A 19472-nucleotide genomic window follows, 5' to 3' on the forward strand; every position below is an offset into this window, starting at 1 on the left:
CGACATGGGCTGCCATATCCAGCGCGCTCCTGCTCTGTACAAGCCGTGACATTCAGTGCGCTTATTCTCGGTACAGGCCGCGCTCCGTGATGTAATCCACCACCGGGTCGGGCACCAGATAGCGAATCGACTGGACACGGCTGACCCGCTGCCGGATCACCGTAGAGGAGATCTCCCACACCGGAACATGAAGCAGCGTCACCCGCTCACGCCCCAGCAGGCTGGAGCCGCCCAGCTCATACCCCGGCCGCGAACAGAACACGAAATGCGCCAACTCGCCAAGCGAACGCGCCTCCCGCCACGTGGCAATCGACGCCAGCACGTCAGCCCCCGCGATGAAGAACAACTGAACGCACGGCCCATGCAACCGCCGCAGCTCGCGAAGCGTGTCAACCGCGTACGTAGGCCCGGCCCGATCCACCTCCATCCGGCTCACCGAGAACCGTGGATCAGCCGCGACAGCGAGCCGCGTCATCACATACCGCTCCTCCGCCCCCGAAACCCTGAGCAGATCCTTCTGCCAAGGCCTCCCAGCCGGCACAAAGAGCACCTCATCCAGCCCAAGCCGATAAGCAGCCTCACTGGCCTTCAACAAATGCACATTATGAATGGGGTCGAACGTGCCCCCCATAATGCCCAACCGGACAGCCATGGCCCAGTATCAGTACTCAACGAGGGACCTGTCCGCTCCGCTCCGTAACGCTACCGCTCGGCGTACTCGCGAAAGAGCAATCAGCCCACTCGGGCGACAAGCGCGGAGAGTTCGATAAGCGAGTCGACTCGCCAGTCTGCTGCGCCCTGGATCGCTGGGTCCTCGGCCCACAGATGCCCCCACGGGCCTCGACGGACGAAAGCGGTCAGCCGGTCATCTGCCACTGGAGGTGTGATCAGCGCCGACCGCGGCGGAAGCCCACGTACATGCATCACCGTTCCGTCCCTCCGAGATCTCCGCTGAAGATGCTGACCCGTACGGCGTCCGGTGCGGGGAGGTGACAGCGGACCTGCTTACCGATGGGAGTGAGGGCGACGTCCCAGCCGGGGGCGAGAGCGTCGAGCAACCACAGGCCGCGCCCGGACTCGGCCTGGTCGTCGTCGGGAGCCGTACTTGAGCGGACGGGCAGGCGGGCCGGATTCGGGTCATGGACCTTGACCCAGACCCCCTTGCTGTCCTGCTCCACCTCGACGACGACCGGCGCCCAGTCACCACAGGCCCGCACAGCGTTCCCGATCAACTCAGAAGCCACCAGCCGAGCCGACTCCGCCACCTCACCATCGACCCCGGCGGCAACCAGCCGCGCGAGCGTCACCTCCCGAACCGCCCGCAGGTTCTCCTCACACACATTCATGTGCACCACGAACCCACCCGGCCTCGCAGCCAAGTAAAACCCCAAGGCAGCCCTCGCCTGCTCACCCGTCACAGTGGCCCTCCTGTACTAGGTACGTTTTTCCGCGAATCACCAGTTTGGGACACCTAGGGCATCTAATTGACTACCCAAAGTGACGGCGACTTCCCGTAGATGATGAAGGCTTTCCAAGATTGGGCGCAAGGTTTCGACCCAACTCGGTCTCACTATTCGTGGAAGAGGCCAGTCTCACCTGGGGGTGGAGTGCCAGACTGCCCCCATGCCCAACGCGCCAGTGGTTCCGACGGTCCGACGCCGCCGCCTCGGCTCGACGCTGAAACACCTTCGCAACCAGGCCGCCCTCACCCTGGACGAAGCGGCCGCCGCAATGGGCTGGAAGGCCCCAAAGATGTCCAAAATCGAGAACGCCTCCGCAACCATCCGCCCAGCAGAAGTCGCCACCCTGCTCAAGGCGTACGGCGTGACCGACCCCGAGGTCTTCGCCGCCCTGGAAAGTCTGGCCCGGGACGCGGGGAAGAAAGGGTGGTGGCAGACGTATACCGGCGTCGTCTCGTCCGCATATGCGGACTACATCGCTCTCGAATCCGACGCCGAGCGCATCTGCGAGTGGTCACCACTGCTCATCCCCGGCTTGCTACAGACCGCGGCCTACGCCCGTGAGAACATCGCCGGCATCACGCACTTCCGTACTCCAGACGAGATCGCCGCGCTGGTCGAGGTGCGTCAAGCACGGCAGTCCGTCCTCAGCCGTCCCGGCAACGCAGTGGAACTCTGGGCGATCATCCACGAAGCAGCCCTGTATCAACGCTTCGCCGTACGGCCCGCCATCATGCGCGAGCAGCTCCGCCGCCTGCTCGACGCCGCTGAGCTGCCCACTGTGACGGTTCAGGTCATGCCGCTGGACTCGACGGCGCATCCAGGCATCTTGGGCGGCTTCAGCCTCGTCACCTTCCCGAGACCGATCCCAAACCTCGTGCTATTTGAGAACCTCAGCGGTGCGACCTACGTTGAAGGCGACGACACGACGCCCTTCGCAAAAGCTGTTGAACGGATACGCGCCTCTGCGCTATCAGTTGAGGACTCCCTCGCCCGCATCGCGAAGCTGGAAGAAGGTAGCAAGAGATGAACGGGTCCAACGCCCATCTCTACGCGTACGACCTCTCCGCCGCAACCTGGCGGAAGTCCTCCGCCAGCGGCGCCGAACACAACTGCGTCGAGATCGCCAACCTCCCTAACGGCGCCAAGGCCGTACGAGACTCCAAAAACCTGGACCGCGAGCCCCTCAGGTTCAGCGCCCTGGGCTGGGCTACTTTCCGTCAAGCTGTGCTAAGCCCTTGGGCCTAGGGGACGGGGGTTGTGGAGCTGCTAATGAAAGAAACCGATTTCCGGAGTATCCGGAGTGCCGATGAGCAGGGCTCGGTCGAGGAAGGTGTTATTGGTTTCGCAACTGATCTCCGGAAGGAGCACGCACGCGTAGCAGGCTGCGAGGTTCAGGCTGTCCGTTCCTGTGGCCTCTGACTCCATGCACGGAGGATCCTGGGAACACCAGGAGATGCGGTCCATCGCCGTTCTCAGAGACTTACGCAGCTTGTGTAGTTCGCCTTGACCCACTACACCACCCAGGCTTCCGGCGGAGTCGCTCGTGGCGGTATAGATGAGCACTCCGGCCATATCTGCGGACGAGTAGATACGTTCTCGAAGGGCAGCGGCGGGGTAGCCGCAGTCCAGACTCCACTCGTTGATCAGGGCATGGGCGAGGGTGTGCAGCAAAACGAAGCGGGGGGTGATGGGCGATCGGATATCCGATTTTGGGGGCCCGTCCTGGGATATTTCCGCCCGTCTGATCAATTGCGCTTGGTGGTTGTCGCGCATGCGGTTCGCTCGGGCCAAGGGACCTTCGCTCCCCTCCCACGCGCGTAACAGGTCTCCGTCGAGTCGCAGGAAGACTCCTTCGCCACGGACCTCGATGGCCGGCAGCCAGTCGCTTTCCTGGCGGGACAGGGCTGCGGGACGAGATAGCGGGAACTCTGGATCAGGCATCTCTAATCTGGTGAACGACTGAAGAGCCCGCACCTCGCGCAGTCTTTTCACGAGCATGACCTTATCGAGACCTTGAGGAATAGGATCGGTCAGATCCACCTTAGCGGCTTCGCACTCGAAATCGTCGTCTCGGGTGACATTGGTGGTTCCCTCGGTAAGCTCTTTGTACTCCTTCCCTCGCAGGCGGGCAGACGCGCTGGACGGAGTATCGTTGTCGTCGCTTTTCTCGGTGTCCAATGCCAGGTGTGCAAGAAAGGCTTTCAGTACCTGCTCTTGAGTGTAGTGGGTGGGTGCGGTGATCGTGCGGATCGCCACCGCCAGCGCTCCCTTGTCGTCCTTATAATCCATCAAGCTTTCTAGGTGCTTGTTTACAAGCCCGTGAACCGCCTGCGAGAACGGTGGAATGGACAGTGACGAACGCTGCACGGGGAACCACGCTGCGGACGAACCTCGCTGCAACGCTCGTGGGCTTTCCGTGCAGTCGTCCTCCCCTGCATCGCGTCCCAACCATGGACGTCCGCCTTTGCAACGCACTCCGATGGACTCCAGTGCCCCTCTGCTGAGTGCGCCTTCCATGGAAACCGGCTTAGCTTCACAGGAACACTTGACGACGATAGACCTCAAGGACGCGGTTCCACCTATGTTGTGCAGGCTCAACTCATGTCGTCCGAGCAGGTCTCCGTTTGAAGCGTCGGCCCTGTAGTGCAACCACTCCCAGTACGGGAAGTCGTCAATATGCCCATTCGCGCAGGCGACGACGAAACGGGAGGGGGTTAACGGTCTGTCACAGGCACCGCATCGACTCTTCCCACGCGGAGAGCCGAATCTGGAGAAGGGTTGCAGGGTTTTACATTCCACGCAAGAATACATCTCAGGAAACAGTCGTACCCGAACGCCGTCGCCGGCGGGGGGACTCGCTGCGGGTGGGAGCCTGAACTTCTTGACGCCCAGCCACTTGCGGAGATTGGGTTCGTAGATGACCGGCGCTTCGTCGATTCTCCAGGTGTGCAGGCCACTGATGATAAAGGATCGATCCTCCAAGGCCACCATCGAGCCGATACCATAAGTCGTGATCATTTGGGTGCGTCGGACGGCTCCCTGAGGGGCCCGTGACCGTTCTGTGACGCCACGCCGATCGCTGGCCTGACGTCGGTTCGAGCCAATACGAGAAGCCATGTCACCTCTCCAGGTAAAGGTCGGACTCCACGTCCACGTCGCGAAGGCTCCAGAGTGTTGAAAAGCCGTCCTCAAGGTCCTCATCCGAGTAGGACCGCAGAAGTGCTGCGTCATTCGGCCTTGGCATGCTCCGTTTGAACGAGTACGGGGCCTCGTACATTAGATCGGCATTCGTTTCGGCGAGATCCCGCCATCGCTCGATGATTTCCTCGAGATCCTTCCGAGTGGCATCGACTTCCTCCGGTGCCACACCCTTGACCCTAGCGAGGATGTCGTTGCAGAGCTCCTCAAGGAAGGTGAGAAATCCTTCTACATCGCTCGCGGCGGTGTTGGGACGTGCCCGAGCATGTATCAGGCGGGCGAGGCCGATCAACACGGCGTGGAGGCCACGGTCGCGTGCACGGGCGGAGAAGGGGGTGACGCTGGTGGACTCCACTTGGCGGTAGAGGGCGGAGTGGTAGGAGACGAAGCTCTCGTAGTGAGACCGATCGCGGGAGCGCGCCGCGTTGAAGAGCATCACGACGAGGCCGGGGTGTCGTCGGCCGACTCGGCTCGTCGCCTGGATGTACTCGGCCGTGGTCTGCGGCTGACCCATGACCGCCATCAGACCGAGGCGGTCCACGTCCACGCCGACCGAGATCATGTTAGTAGCGAGCACGGTGTCGAACGCGTCGTTCGGCAGTGCCAGCTCCAGTTCCTTCAAACGTCTCGGGATGTCGCTCGATTTCACTCGACTAGTAAGTTCTGCCTGTACATCCGCTGCACGAGCTTGGACGTTCGCCCGCTCGGCCAGCAACTTCAGGCGGTCCTGGACGTCGTCGTTGACCTGTAGTTCGGCGGCGGCGAGGAGGCGAAGGCTGTTGAAGTAGCCGATCAGGGTCCAGTAGGCGTCGCGGACCGCGTCCTCGCCCTTCACGTGCAGCGCGTGATGCAGTAGTGCGGCATAGGCACGCACCAGCAAGGTCGCCTGGCTCGTACTAGGCGTCATGAGGCCCACGTAGAGTCGTGAGCCTTTTCGGTCGGGTGGCGCCTCCACGGCGAACCAAGAATCTCGGGAGTCCAGGCCGGCAGGCGGAAACTGGTTGACGCCCCTGTCGAACAGCGCGCGCCCTTGGTCCGCGGCCCGACGGATCGTCGCAGTAGAGGCGATGATCTTTGGTTGGTTGGACGCGATGTCGATCGCGGTCTCGTAAAGTCCTGTGAGGGTTCCCAACGGTCCGGATATGAGATGCAGCTCGTCCTGGACGATCAGTTCCGGTGGTGGAGTACCGTCCGTCCTATCGAGATTGAAAATTGCGGCGACGTCCGCACGCCAGGCGATCTGAGCGAACTTGTCGACTGTGGCGATGACGAGGGTGGGCCTGGCTTTGTAGACGGCCTGGTCCACTACGTGAACGGGCAGTCCGGAGTGGAAATCGCAGTTTCCCGCCGGGCAGGTAATACTCATTGTGGTGAGATCGTCAGGCACCTCGTAGTCCCATTCGCTCATCTTGGTGCCGCACCACGGACAGTTGCGGAGCTGAACGGGATTTTCTTCCTGTAACTCCGCTCCATCGCGAAGCTTTTTGATACTTGCCGCGGCCACTTTGAGTGTGTTCGGGGTGGCAGCCCTGCCTACCCACATACCAAGTGAGATCTGCTCAGTGCCGAGTCGGGCTATGCTATTGCGCCGCATCAACTCCATGGCGCAAATGAGCGTGGCGGCGCGTTCAAACTGCTGCAGGGTTAGCAGTCGCAGCGTGTAACGCATCAACGCGGTGACACCGCCTCCCTGCTCTCCTTTGCGTAGCCGACGGAGGAACACGGTGTACGCGATGAGGCCGAGGTAGGCCTCCGTCTTGCCGCCACCGGTCGGAAACCACAACAGGTCCGCGATTGAACGGTCGGGGTGATCGTGGTCGGTGATGCTCTCCAGACAGAGAAGCACGAATGCGATCTGGAACGGACGCCAGCGGCCGGTGAGGCCCACATCCCCTTCCATGCGTGTCTTGATCCACGAAGTTCGTCCTCGCTGCACGGCCATCGCCTCGTTGGCGAGACGGAAGGCGGTCATCGCTTCTGAGTTCTGACCTAGCAGGGCGATACCGCCTGCCATACGGTCCGCCACCTGCTCGCACAGGCGTATCTGCTGTCGGGCGACTTTGCTGTATTCGCCGTCCCTCAGTTCGTTCGCTTCCATGGAGCGCTCGGTGATCCAGGCTCGGTAGCCCGACAGCAGATCGCCCAGGGCGCTGAGCACCGCGTCGTTCGGTGCCTCAGCCAGATGGAGCATGTCCAGGGTTGGGACGTCGAATTCGGGGTTCGAGTCGGCGAGCAGTACGTCGTAAGTGGGAACGAAGGACGACCAGAGCGCTGAGATCGCGGCCGGAGAGACCTTTTGGAGCACCGCGCCTCGTGCGGGAGGAGGTGTCCAGTCCCAGTCGGCCGCGCACCCGTGGCCGACCGCAAATGTCGGGGCGTGGCGGTGCAACAGTTTGTTGGCCAGTACCTCATCCTCGTCCGCCCCCACGGGAACCGGTCGCTCCACCAGGAGAGGGATCCCTGTCTGGCCCTCTATTCGAAGATGGGGTTGAAAGAAGCAGTGCGAGTCCCTTAGGGCCCCTCGACCGACTTCATGCACGTTGACCAATGTGGCAGTGACGGCGACGGCGTTCGCAACGGGCCGCCGGACCCGTATGCGCAGTTCGAGCCCGGACGCCACCTCCTTTGTCACCGGGCCATGCCGGGTCACATCGATCTTAAGCGGGTCGATCATCAGCGGCCTGCGACGCCACCGTACGTTCAACTTCTCCGTGGAGCGTCGTTCGATTCGTTGGGCCTTCACGAGATTGCCGTCGGAGTCGATCGGCTCGTACACGGCGGCGCGTACCGTGATTGTCACAATCTCGGAGCTGGTCGGGTCGACCGCGAAGGTGAGGCCCATCGAGGAGGGGGTCTGGACGTTGGCCAACGAGACCCCGGTGTCGGGGATCTCCTCGACAGCCATCCGGGCCGGCGCAAGATCGGCGTCCTTCTCGCTCTGCTCCTCCTCGTGGTCGTCCCGGTCCTCGCGACGAGGAAAGAGAATCCCTGTGGAGTACGTGGTGACGGGAGGATCCGGGATGATCTCACGCTCTCCCCCGACGGGCCCTAGAAGATCCTTTTCGAGGTTTTCGACCAGCTCGCTGCGGAACCGATAGTGATCGGCGTGTTCAGCCATGGTCGCCCTCCTCGGCCGCAGCAGGCTTGTCGTAGCTGAATCTGCCGAGTCCACCCAGGCGTGGTGCCAGCCACACGCCGTGACCGCCGAGTCCGGCCGTCGCGCCTGCCGAGACGACGCCGGTCACCGTCTCGACGGAATCGATCGAGACGCCGGTGATCGTCGCGGGCCAGGAGGTCGGTCGGTGCTCCTTGCGGATCCGCATGTATGTGTACAGGTCCGCCGCGAACGCGTCTGAGGTGAGGCCGATGGGATGGCCGTGATTCCTGAGTGACACCACGTACGTGGGACTCTTCTCGATGTCCGATGGTTCACCATCGACGCGCCGAAGGATCACTTCGTCGCCCGGCCTCACCTTGTCAACGAATAGCTCCTGCAGGTCGAGGGCCGTATGGTGAAACTGAACGTTCGGAAGCTGGATGTGGTCGCCCGCAGGCTCCCGGGAGCAGACGTCGCGTCCGATCAGCTCCAGCCCGTGCCGCCAAGTCTTCTTCCCCATCCGATAGAGGCCCCAGCGTTCCAGCCGGAACGCTTTTCGAAGGTAGAGAGGAGCGATCTGGAGAGGGCGTAGATGCATCAGCTCCTGCCGCGGCCGGGATAGCGCCACGTACAGCGTGCGTGCCTCCTCGGCCGCGTCGATAGGGCGGGGGCCGTCGTTCTGCAGCGGGCCCGGGTCGACGACGATCACGCGGTCGAACTCCAACCCCTTCGCATGGTGCACGGACGACACCACAAGATTCGCGGGAGGTTGGGCGGTCAGCTCGTCTGGCAGACCGCCAGCGGCGATGACCGACCGCATCCGTAGCAGATCAACGGTCTGACCACGTCCGCGCGTGGTACGAAGAAGCAGATCCCACAGGCGAGCGTGGTCGGTTCCGCCGGCGAAAGGTCGGGCTTGTAACGCCTCCTCAAAGCGGGTCTGGGTGAGAATCGACGTGTCGGTCGCGCGGAACAACGAGGCGAGCCAGGCCGGGGCCACCCGGTCGCGCGCGGACCGTTGTCGTCTGTGGGAGACCCCTCCCGCATGAAGCCTCTCGGACACCAGCAGGGCTTGACCGTTCGTACGGCAAAGGATCGCCGTAGTTCCTTCATATTGCTGGAGACTCTGGCGAACGAACTCGTCCTCAAGGTCACCCATGAGCAGGGTCCCTAAGAGCGCGTTGCGCAGGTCTCGGTATGCCAGCTCTCCAGAGGTCTCTACTCCCGCCTGGAGTAGGGGAGCGAAGGAGAGGACGGTCATAGCCTCTTCGGTCTGAGCCCGGAAATTCTTTGTGAGACGCAACTCGACCAATTCGTCTTCGAAGCGGACGCGAAGCCAGTCGAAGAAACGGCCGTTCTCTGCGGCTCGGGTCGTCGGATCGGCGACCTGGAACCCATAGATGGCCTGGGCCGGGTCGCCGACCACGGTGAAGCCGCAATCATAGGTGTCAAGCAGGGTCTCCACCAGGTCACGGCGACTGCCGACGAGATCCTGCACCTCATCGACCACCAGATGGCGAAGGTTTTCGTACAGCTCATCGACGTCGGGATCCCCGATGAGGTCAGTGGCCGCTTCGATGCGCTCGTCGAAACCTCGTGCAAGCCAGTCACCATCGGCGTCTGTTACGAGGAGCAGTTCCAAAGCCCAGGAGTCGAAGGTCTGTACTCGAACGTGTCGGGCCGTGTCACCGTGACGTGCGAGCCGCTCCTTGAGTTCGCGGACCGCCGCCCGTGAGAAGCTCAGGACCAGGACCTCACCCGCGTTCACCTCGTCGCGTGTCATCAGGGCATCGAGGCGGCGTACGAGGGTGTGGGTCTTGCCGGCACCAGCCTCGGCGATCACCAAGGTTCGTGCGTCGACAGGAAGCCGCACGACCTTCTGCTGTTCCGGAGTGAGCCGGGGGTCACCGTCATAGGGACCGTTCATTTCTTGCTCCACAGGTGCTCGAACCGGGTGAAGGCGAGCTTCTCACCGAAGTTCGTGATGTTGTCCTGGACATCGAGGATGAGGCAGACCTCGTTTCCGCCGTTCTTCGGTCCTCGCAATCCGCGGCCGATCATCTGCTGGTAGACATTGGGACTATAGGTGGGACGGGCGACGACGACCGCGCGAGTGGCCGGGGCGTCGAATCCTTGGGCAAGCACCCCGTAGTTCGCGATGACGCGGATCCGACGGTTTCGGAAGTCCTCGATCACACGGGCTCTCTCCGAGCTCGGTGTCGCGGATTCGATGACCCTTGAGGAGATCCTCCGGTCATTCAGACGGGCGACCAAGAGGCGGGCGTGGTTAACCGAGGCGGCGAACAGGAGGACCGGCCAGTCGGGGTCAAGTGAGGCGATCTCCTTGATCAGCATGCTGTTACGTTCCTCGTCGGCCGCCAGCCGTTCCTCGGCACTGGCCGGCAGTCCACGGAAATCCGCCTTTTTGAGCTCTTCCTGCGTGAGGCTGATCGTCGCGCCGACCAGAGGTCGGTGTTCCACGCGTGCCAGTACCCCCTGGTCCTGGAGGATCTCGTACGGTTCGCCGTCGAACACGCCGTCGTCGAGCCGCGTCGAGCCGAAGCGATCGATGAGGAGACGGGTCTGATCCTCGTTCGTACTGCGATATGGGGTAGCGGTGAGTCCGATGAGAGGCCGCTCTGTCTTCGTGTAGGTAAGCCCGAGATGGCGGAAGATCTCGGTGTAGGTGGGGGCCAGAGCTGAGTGCGCCTCATCGACGATCACGACGGCGGCGCGCCGGAGCCACTCGTAGTCCTCGTCCCTCAGGCGGTTCTTTAGCGAGTCGTCGATGGCCACCACTAGGTGGGCATTGGAGGTGACAGGCGTCGCCGAGTTGCCGTCCCAAAGTCGGCTGATCGTCAGCCGCTTCTTTGGAGGTCCCACTTTGGACCAGAGGAAGCGCCAGCTCTGCACGGCCTGTTCGCAGAGCTCACGGGACTGCGCGATCCACAGCACCGGGCCCATGACGCTATGTGCCTTAATCGCGTTGATCACGGCTTCCACCGCGACGCGTGTCTTGCCCGCACCGGTGGGGAGCGTCAGCATGGCACGCCCAGGACGCGCGCGGTCCAGCAGCCGGAACATGTTGTCGGCCAGTTGCTTCTGATAAGGATGGAGGGTCGGTAGATCGACAGGCCCGTCGACGATCTCCTCTGCCGGCGGGGGGACGGCCTTGGTGCCCGCGAAGCTCTCTGGAAGTCCCAGGTCGCTGGTGAACCGGCGGGCCGTGCTGTCGCCCCTGAAGGTGGTGGGGGCCTCAGGGAGACGGGCGGCCAGATCTTTGCCATGGTGGCGGAGAATGGCTTCTCCGTGAGCGTTCAGCGCCAGTTCGGCTATCCGATGGGCATCTGGAGCACGACCCTTCTCGGTCTGCTCACCTTCCACCAGACCCTGAGGAAGTCCTCTTCGTAGGGCATCCTCGCCGACCAACAGGAGGATCTTGTCCGCCGGATCCTGCGTCTCGCGGGCGCGGCGCATACGCTCGTCGTCCCGTTGCTGCTCCCTATACTTGAGCACCGAACGACAACCTGCCTCCGCGAGCCCCAGTCCCAGGACTCGGTCGACCGCCATGAGGGCAGCGAGGTCGTCCGCGGGACGGAGCACCAACACGCTCCTTTCCTGAGTGGCCTCGTTCAGTGTCTGCGTACGCATCCCGTTCGGTGTTCTGACAACCTCGTCCAGTTCACCGCACCGCACGAGAGACCACCCCGTGACCTGCGAGCGATGGTTCATCTTCAGATGTGGGAACTCGTCGACCAACAGGACCGGCTCGGACTGTGCCACGTACCGGATTTCCTTCTCGACCACCTGGGAGAACCGAAGCATGCCCCATGTTTGGATCATTGCCTCGGCGGCCTCGGCCGAAGGTACGAGCAACGCGGGAACACGTTCACGGACAAGCGCGTCGTACTCGTCCCGGACGGAGGTGACCGCTATCTCACCATCTGGACGGTCGGTCGACCACTCATCGCCGACCCGGCAACGTGTCGGCACGTCCTCGGGCCACGTCGCCTCCGCCTCAAAGAGTAATGCGTAGACCTTGCCCGCGAACTCCTCCACCTCACTCGTCGCCGCGCAGGAGACTAGTTTGCTCCAGATGACCTGAGGAACGCCGCTCAGGTCGGACGGCAACCTGAGAGCGGCCCCGACCGTGGTTGAGACCCGTGCAACGGGTAGAAGATCGCGATATGTCGCCAGTTGAGGACCGACGCATGATGCGACGGGCACGACTCCCTGGGAGGTGGACAGGTATCCATGCTTCCGCGCCATCCAAACTAAGGGTGAGGACACCTTGGTCTGGGTCGCCAACTGACTCCCGTGTCGAACCGTCCACGCCGTGACGAGACCGTGTTCGGGAAGAACGCCGAGAAATGCCGCCCGCCCCTCGTTGCTGAGTTCCGGTAGGAGATGCAGTGGGCCAGGGGGGTTGGCGCCATCCACCTGGATGCTCTTCAATTGAGGAGTGGATGCCGTGGGGGGGAGCTTCTTGCAGTAGGTCTTCCAGGCGCCCTCTACGTAGTTGTTGAACCACCATTCCCCCCGTGGATCCTGATCAGATATCGGCCGGTCTACCAGACCGAGGCCCTTTAGGAGTGGAAGGTCATCGGCGTGGAAGTCGAGGTCGAGTGCGATGGCCGCATCACGTGATCCGTCCCGAGGAACGACCGGGCCAGGCAGAAGGCAGTGACGCACCGCTTTCCACTCGCCGGACATGACGCGTACCTTGACGACCCGCGAGGGATCGAACTCGCCCTCTTCCAGGACGGTGAGCGCGCGAGTGGGTCCCGCCTGCCGGGCGAGTTGCCAGAAGTCGGCCCATTGCCTGCTGTTGTAAGCTTCGAATCCCTGGTCGATGATGGCGGCGAAACGCCCCGAGGCGTCCGCCTCCTGGATTCCCAAGGACTCCAGGGCCTGTACGGTTCGCTGATCCGCCAGTACGTCGGGATGAACGTAGACCATTCTGTCCCGAAGATTGTCCGTCCCGCTTCGGCGGAACACCTTGCCCCGCACCGGAGGGACCAATCCGTCGTCTTCCGTCAGCAGGATTCGGGTTCTGACCGCTTCGCTGGCCATGGGATTACCGGCTCTGTGCATCTCCGCGACGATGCGGACCGCTCGCGCGGATGCCTCCGCCGTGCCGTCCGAGACGAGAGCCGACAGCCACTCCTGAATGGTGGACACTCGGCATTTGGCCTGCTCGATGATCCTCTCGGCACGGGCCCGACGTTCGCGCTTCTCGATGGAGTGATGGCACCAGTCGATCGGACGCCCCTCGTAACCGCTCCACAGTGTCAGCCAGCTCTCGTCCAGGCCGGCTGGATGCAACTTCACGGTTTCCGGCGTGCGGAGACGACCGATCTGGTCCGGGAGGGATGGCTTACGGGCGGCAACCGCCCAGATGGAGCTGGTCAGACTCTTGTCCGCCCATTGCGGAGCCTCGCGTCCTCGCCCCGGGAGCAGATCGATGTATGTGGCCGGATCATCCGGGTCCGTCAGTTCGGGCAGGGAGTCGACGACCAACTCCGCCGACACCTTGATCAGCTCGTCGTTGAACGCGTTACGGTCGAACAGGTTCTGCCGGTCCTCGGAGGTCTTCCACGGGGCGTTGAGGATTCCACGCAATGTGGTGGCATAGTTCGTGGGGAAGTAGGCCCAGAGGATGCCGCGGTCGCGCGCTCGGCTGGGGACCGCCCAAGAGATATCTATCTCCGGGCGATCGTGAAGCTCACCAGCGGCTCGTAGTGCCGCGTCGGTCGGGCGGTGTGTACGGGTGAACACCCGCCACTGATGGTCGATGCTGACCTCGTCAGGACGTATCTCCTGAAGTATGCGATGCGTTCCGTCGATACGTTGGAAGATCTGTCGTAGTGTGGGGCGCCCGGCACGTCGATCCTCCAAGGTCAGCGTACCGACGTGCGGCGAGAACAAGGGGAACTCAAGGGGGAACCTCGCCAGGTCGATGCCGAGTCTTCCCACACTCTCGGGTTGAAGTGGTAGCCGCACCACGGTCGTTGCCCACCTCATGAGCTCGTTGAGCACCGGGTCGGATACGCGTGCCTGCGCCGGATCGATTACTTGCGCCATGCGGAGTACAGGAGTCTCACCGGCGACCGAATGAACCGCCTTGATCTGTTCGGTCGACCATGCCCGATCGAAGCCGAAGGCGAACTCGCTTTCGCCGTCTCGACTGAAGAACTGAGGTGTGTCGGAGATGCTAAGGACGGACTTGACACCGACGCCGAACCTGCCTATTTGACCGCCGCGCTTGCGCGAGACGCTCATCCGAAGGATGGTGTCGGCGCCGGCTGCCGTCACCGGCGTGCCCTCATTCGCGCAGTAGAGATGGGTCGGGGTCAACACGACACGGATCTCGCCGCCGGCCTGGTCGCGCAGCTCATCCGCACCGTTTTGGACTAGCTCGTACACCTGACGGTCGCCGTAGCCGCCTTGCGTGATCCTGCGCTCACTGTTCGCGTGCTCTTGAATGAGACCGGGATCCACCGTGTAGGTTCTCAACACTCGTTGGGATTGTTCGATCACGACCTGGATCACGGAGAGTTTGTCGACGGAATCAGCCACGGTGGATCAACTTCCCTAGGAGACGACTTCTGGGGTAGCCATTGTGCTGCCGGCTCGGCCGAGGCTTGCCGGCAGCACGAAAGCGCACTTCACTCGTATACGAAGGAATGGGAGCGCGGGGACGACCGCTGCCACAAGCCCTGTACGACGGCAGGCCGTTCATCGCTGTCGTCGTTCCTGTGTTGAGCGGGGGAACAGGCTCAACCGTCGTGTCTCACGACGGCTTGATCCACGTGGAGAACTTCCAGATCCGCAGAGTGATCTCGTTGGTCGTCATGTCGGCGCTGAGATTATACTCCCGCATAAAGTTCCGATGGCCGACATTGAAGCCTACGAAGAAGCACCTGCTACCGACATGCTGCCCGTGTCGACCATTGGTCGTCGGTTCCGCCATGGCGTGTTGAGCCTTTCTCTGACTTTTGGTGTCAAAACCCCGATCGGTGTCCCTCGCCGACCCCAAAGCTGCTGGCGATCACTTCCCAGGCTTCAGGAGAGTTCGGGCCCATGTCCCTTGAAGAAAACAAGGGTGCGGCATAACGACGGACTAACCCTCGCCGTCTACGGAACCAGGTCGCTGGACCTACATCGTTCTCAGCCTTTTCTAATTCTGGTGGGAGCTGACTCGTGCGATCATTCGCTCAATGAGATTACCTTGAACCAGAGGGATGGAACAGCGTATTTCGCAGAAATCTGCGGACACTATCTGAACCTGGATCTGCCGTCCCAAAAAGGGCATGCTTCTGCCGGAAAGGCTGTGATTTTCAACCCTTATGGATCGTACAAGGATGATGGACAGCCTATCCCATGTCAAGTGATGATTTGAGCGTCTTTGGCGTTGGCTCGACAGGCCGAAGAATCGGATGTATGGGCGCCTGGACGGCCATACATGTATCTAGATGGACAAATGGGTCTAGTGCCTGCTCGTGATGCTGACCGCTGCCCGACCGTGCCAGTCGGGCTTGTCAGGGTCTACCGCTCCCATGCTCAGGCCGCGTCCTCACCGAGTGTGCTGTCGCGATCATGCAGGCTAGGCGAGTGGTTCATGATCTTGATGTCACCGTCAGAAGTTGAGACACCCCGTCTATGGCTGTCAATCCTGTTTTGACGTAGCCTGTCGCGTCAAAGGCACTCTGATCGCAGCTGACGAGCGGTGGCCCGAGGAAGGAGACGGCATGGAGGATCCTGGCACCTTCGGGGTGTGGCTAGGGAGGCAGCTTCGTCGGCAGGGGATGAGCCAGGCGGAGCTGGCGCAGAGGTTGGATGTAACTCGGGCCGCGGTCTCGGCGTGGGTCACCGGGCGTGCGGAGCCTCGTTTGGAGAAGATCCGGCTCATCGAGGAAATTCTCGGACTGACAACCGGTTCCGTGATGACTTTGGACGACGTGCCGGATTCCGCAGGGAACGTTGTCTGGTATCACCGTCCGGCGCATCGAGACGGGGGCCGTGAGCTTGGCAATCCGGCGGCGTTCGCCTTCGAGTCCGATCTAAGGGTCCTCGCGCGAGAAGCGACGCAGAACAGTTTAGACGAGAGACGCGATATCGATGGGCCAGTTCGGATCCGCTACACCCTGCACGAGGTGTCCGGAGAGCGCCTGTATCGCTTTCTCAAGGCGTTGCGCTGGGACGATCTGGAGCCGCACTACGAGGCTGCGGCCGACCGGAACACCAAGGTCGGACGCGTGCTGACCAATGGGCTGCGTGAGATGCGTGAGACCAGCAGCCTGTTGCTTCTGCGGGTCGACGACTACAACGCCAACGGACTCACCGGACCCGAGTACGACGACGGGCGCTTCGCCGCCGTGGTGCGACGCCAGTTGGACAGCCACAAGTCGCGCTCGGCCGGCGGGTCATTCGGCCTGGGAAAGGCGGTCCTTTGGGGGACGAGCCAACTGGGCCTGGTGCTCATCAACAGCACCCTCTCCGAGCCGTACGAGGGACGTACGGCGCGTCGCGTCATCGGACGCCTTGATCTGCCCTGGCGTCAGGTGAACGGCGAGGACTACGCGGGTCCGTCCTGGCTCGGTGAGCCTGACGCGGAGATGGGGGGAACTGCCTGCTCCTGGTGGGCCGATCCGGACACCGTCGACGCGCTGCAACTCAAGCGTGACAGTGACGCTCCTGGTACGTCGTTTCTCATCGTAGCCGCCCACGACGGCACTGGTGAAGCGACGACGCTGGAAGAGATGCACGACGCGCTCGTAAGGAGCTTGGGGGAGAACTTCTGGGCTTCGATGGTGGCAAAAAGTGGGTCTCGTCCCATGTTGGAGGCTTCGGTGGTCGCCTTGCGTGACGGTCACACCGTCAAGGCTGCGGAACGGGTCGATCCTGACGAGTACGAGCCCGCACGCGTTCGTGCGTTGCGTGCCTTCCTGGAAGGCACGACGGTCGAGGAACTGACCTCCGACGAGGACGTTGTGCGGACGACCGTCCGGTTAGGGTTACCTCCGCTCAAGGACACCGTCGTGATCGACGCGGAATCGCCGAACGAACATGAAGCGGTCCTCCTTCTCACCCCCACGAACGACGATGACCCGGCCCCCAACAAGATTGTTTGTATGCGTGGCAGTCGTATGGTGGTCATGAAACGCTCGGTGAGCGATGTCCCGATGGGGGCGCGTCGTTTCCAAGCCGTCCTGCTCGCCGGATTGGCGACCGGTTCGGATACGCCCGATGCCTTCGCTGCTGAGGAGTTCCTCCGCGCGGCGGAACCACCCGAGCATAACGAGTGGAAGAAGACGGACGACCTCACGGCGATGTACGCAAGAGGTGCGGCGGCCCGTATCCAGGAATTCCGGGTGGCGATGCTCGCTGAGGCGCGCCGGCTGCTCCGGGTACAGGAAAGAAAATCGGAGGACGGACCCCCCGCCCTTCGGGACCTCCTCAGCCTGGATCCACCTCCTGCCCCTCGTCGTCCTGGCTTTCCGACGGTCGGAGACGTGGAAGGCAGCATCAGAACGGACGGTGCTTGGCAGGTTCGGGTCGAGATCCGACTGCCGGAACGAGAGGACCCATGGGTCATGGCGCCGGTGCTACGGTTTGTTACTCGTTCCGGCCCGAAACCCGTGGCCGAATGGTCTGAGCTCGTGCCAGAGTCGCATTGCGAGGTGATCGACGGGACGCTCCTCCGCTTCGCCCCCCGAGTCAGGGCAGCGGTTTTCACCGGCGTGAGCGATGTGACGAGTCATCCGGTTGCGGCGCATATGGCAATGGCAGAAGTCGACCTGGTGCGCCCGAAGGAGGCTGGCGCGTGAAGACATTGATCCCTTATCCGACCTTGGACGGTGAGATCGTCCTCGAAGTAAAGGAGGCGCGTCTCGACGGTAAGCCGCTGTCCCTCACACTGATCTCCTCCATGGAGCAGGTTGTGGCGTTGCATCAGGTGGAACGGAACGACTGGGAGCGGGCCCGGATCGTCCTTCGGATGCGTACGCCTCAGGAGTTGATGTCTGACGAGTGGGTGGATGTCGCGTGCGCTGCCGTCCTGACGGAGAAGAAGACGAACGTACGCCTTGTCACACCGCTTAAGCGGCAGTCCGACAATTCCTGGATTGGGGTGGCGGAACTGCATCGGGACTGGCATGTAGGACAGGCGGAAGTCGAAGGCATCGTCACCGCGACCGTCGCGGACGTCCAAGGCCGAGTGATCGCGCGCACCCGTCGCCGATGGACCGTCGACCTGCACCTGCGCACTCCAACCAGAAAACGGACCATCAGAACCGTCTGGAAGGACTTCTCCTCCGAGGAGAACGTTTACCTACACCCCTACAAGGGTGATCCATGGGCCATAGAGGCGGCCGACGATGAGCCGGTCGTCTACCTCAACAGTGGGTTCGAAGGACTTCAGTTTCTTCTGGACTCCGCTTCCCGCTCGGATCGTGCCGTTCAGAACGCCGTCGCGGGGCAGATCGCCGGTGACTGCTGGGCGGCCCTGTTCAACACAGCGGTCTACTCGATCGACGTTGAGGACGGAGAGCCGCAGTGGCCGGTTGGATGGAAGGAATCGGTACTGCGTCGCATGCTTCCCGATGTCTATCCTGACCGTTCGCCTGATGACGCCTTAGTCGAGTTGTGCGAACGGCGCCGGCAGGGCGAGAGCGGCGGAGAGCTGCAAACCCGAGTGCTTCACGCGGCGACGAAGCAGGCCAGGATGTCCAGGTCACTTAGTGTTTTCATCCGAACACTACGTACGGTGGAGGAGGAGAAGTGACCGACGTCGAGCGGCCCGAACGGTTGGCGCTCCTACCAGATGCGGCCGTGGCCGGACATCTGACGGTCGGCGTGCGTACCGGGGCGGAGAAGTTGCCCCAGGCGGCCCTCGCCAAGGCATGTCTTCCGCTAGACGCCTCGTCGCGTTGGGAGGCGCCGCGGGTGCGGGATCTGGTGGACGAGGCCATGCGGCGATTCGCTGACCTGCCCACGAAAGCCGACGCCTGGTTAGCGCCCCGCCTGCACGCGGGGCTACGTATGACACGGAGAGAGGCCTCGGACGGCCGCTTGTGGAATTTCCTAGCGCTGAGGCTCGCCCCGGACTATGTTTTCTGGCGACATCCCGGACGACCGAGCGTTGAGAAGCCAGTACCCGAAGTGAGTTCCGGCCGTTTCCGGGGAGCGTTTCACACCCAGGCTTTCGCGCGTCTTTGGTGGGCCGCGGAACTTTTTCGGAATGGCGATGACTACGAGCCGGTGGAGGTGGCGTGTGGGAACCAGGACATGCTCAACACCACGCTCCGGCTGGAGATCGTTCATCACAGGCCGACCGCTCAGGCGATCATCCAGATGCTGAGCCGACAGACCATCCGTGTGGGACGGGAGGTCAACGCTCTGGCCAAGGCCGTGAACACTGCGGGCAGCACCCTGATGTACGAGATCATCGCCTGCGATGAGGTTCAGGACGCCGACGCGTATCGCTGCTGGATAGAAGAGATCGACACCGTGTACATGCCTTACGACTCTCTTCCAGAAGGGCCGGACGACATCCGTGTTCCCGAAGCGGTCGTGGAAGCCCTGATCCCCACGTTCGAGAAGTTGTACACGGAGGCTCCCGTGCGCGGCCGCGACAAGCGCACTACCGTTTAGCGATTCGGAGCGGGCAACCGCCCGGTGGTTCGGGATTCCGGAGACGATCACGCCGCCCT

General features: G+C 62.6%; 12 protein-coding genes. 6 read left to right on the forward strand and 6 right to left on the reverse strand.

Features of this window, described 5'->3' with window-relative positions:
- Positions 1–61: 61 nt before the first annotated feature.
- Complete coding sequence (gene nadD / locus NYZ98_RS10250; protein ID WP_262842347.1) at positions 62–652, reverse strand: nicotinate-nucleotide adenylyltransferase; 591 nt, start codon at positions 650–652, stop codon at positions 62–64.
- Positions 653–923: 271 nt separating this feature from the next.
- The gene (locus tag NYZ98_RS10255) at positions 924–1346 is read right to left on the reverse strand and encodes an ATP-binding protein (RefSeq protein ID WP_262842396.1); all 423 of its coding nucleotides are present in this window, start codon (positions 1344–1346) and stop codon (positions 924–926) included.
- Between the two features lie 277 nt (positions 1347–1623).
- Here NYZ98_RS10255 and NYZ98_RS10260 point away from each other — a divergent pair, with 277 nt between their 5' ends.
- Both NYZ98_RS10260 and NYZ98_RS10265 read left to right on the forward strand, forming a co-directional pair.
- The gene (locus NYZ98_RS10260; protein ID WP_262842348.1) at positions 1624–2490 is read left to right on the forward strand and encodes a helix-turn-helix domain-containing protein; all 867 of its coding nucleotides are present in this window, start codon (positions 1624–1626) and stop codon (positions 2488–2490) included.
- Positions 2487–2708, forward strand: coding sequence for a DUF397 domain-containing protein (locus NYZ98_RS10265; protein ID WP_262842349.1), 222 nt, complete (start codon positions 2487–2489; stop codon positions 2706–2708). Before NYZ98_RS10260 ends, NYZ98_RS10265 begins: the two co-directional genes overlap by 4 nt.
- 21 nt (positions 2709–2729) lie before the next feature.
- Here the strand turns inward: NYZ98_RS10265 and NYZ98_RS10270 are convergent, their stop codons facing one another.
- The 4 genes from NYZ98_RS10270 to NYZ98_RS10285 are packed head-to-tail and all read right to left on the reverse strand — an operon-like array spanning position 2730 to position 14337.
- Positions 2730–4694, reverse strand: a complete 1965-nt coding sequence (locus NYZ98_RS10270; protein WP_316249554.1) for a DUF1998 domain-containing protein — start codon at positions 4692–4694, stop codon at positions 2730–2732.
- Positions 4582–7779 carry a helicase-related protein gene (locus NYZ98_RS10275; RefSeq protein WP_262842351.1) on the reverse strand — a complete coding sequence of 1066 codons (3198 nt, stop codon included), beginning with the start codon at positions 7777–7779 and terminating at the stop codon, positions 4582–4584. Before NYZ98_RS10275 ends, NYZ98_RS10270 begins: the two co-directional genes overlap by 113 nt.
- The gene (locus NYZ98_RS10280) at positions 7772–9685 is read right to left on the reverse strand and encodes a UvrD-helicase domain-containing protein (protein ID WP_262842352.1); all 1914 of its coding nucleotides are present in this window, start codon (positions 9683–9685) and stop codon (positions 7772–7774) included. The genes NYZ98_RS10275 and NYZ98_RS10280 overlap by 8 nt, the downstream gene beginning before the upstream one ends.
- Positions 9682–14337, reverse strand: a complete 4656-nt coding sequence (locus NYZ98_RS10285; RefSeq protein WP_262842353.1) for a DEAD/DEAH box helicase — start codon at positions 14335–14337, stop codon at positions 9682–9684. The genes NYZ98_RS10280 and NYZ98_RS10285 overlap by 4 nt, the downstream gene beginning before the upstream one ends.
- Before the next feature lie 313 nt (positions 14338–14650).
- On the opposite strand from NYZ98_RS10285, the gene NYZ98_RS10290 reads away from it, so the two are divergent.
- The 4 genes from NYZ98_RS10290 (at position 14651) to NYZ98_RS10305 (ending at position 19413) form a co-directional block, all read left to right on the forward strand.
- On the forward strand, positions 14651–15160 hold the full coding sequence (locus tag NYZ98_RS10290; protein ID WP_262842354.1) for a hypothetical protein: 510 nt from the start codon (positions 14651–14653) through the stop codon (positions 15158–15160).
- A 349-nt stretch (positions 15161–15509) separates the two neighbouring features.
- Complete coding sequence (locus NYZ98_RS10295; protein ID WP_262842355.1) at positions 15510–17588, forward strand: helix-turn-helix domain-containing protein; 2079 nt, start codon at positions 15510–15512, stop codon at positions 17586–17588.
- The gene (locus tag NYZ98_RS10300; RefSeq protein WP_262842356.1) at positions 17585–18544 is read left to right on the forward strand and encodes a hypothetical protein; all 960 of its coding nucleotides are present in this window, start codon (positions 17585–17587) and stop codon (positions 18542–18544) included. Before NYZ98_RS10295 ends, NYZ98_RS10300 begins: the two co-directional genes overlap by 4 nt.
- Positions 18541–19413, forward strand: a complete 873-nt coding sequence (locus NYZ98_RS10305; protein ID WP_262842357.1) for a DUF6339 family protein — start codon at positions 18541–18543, stop codon at positions 19411–19413. The genes NYZ98_RS10300 and NYZ98_RS10305 overlap by 4 nt, the downstream gene beginning before the upstream one ends.
- Positions 19414–19472 lie beyond the last annotated feature (59 nt).

Origin of the sequence: Sphaerisporangium corydalis, from assembly GCF_025506355.1 — a bacterium.
Lineage (GTDB): Bacteria > Actinomycetota > Actinomycetes > Streptosporangiales > Streptosporangiaceae > Sphaerisporangium > Sphaerisporangium corydalis.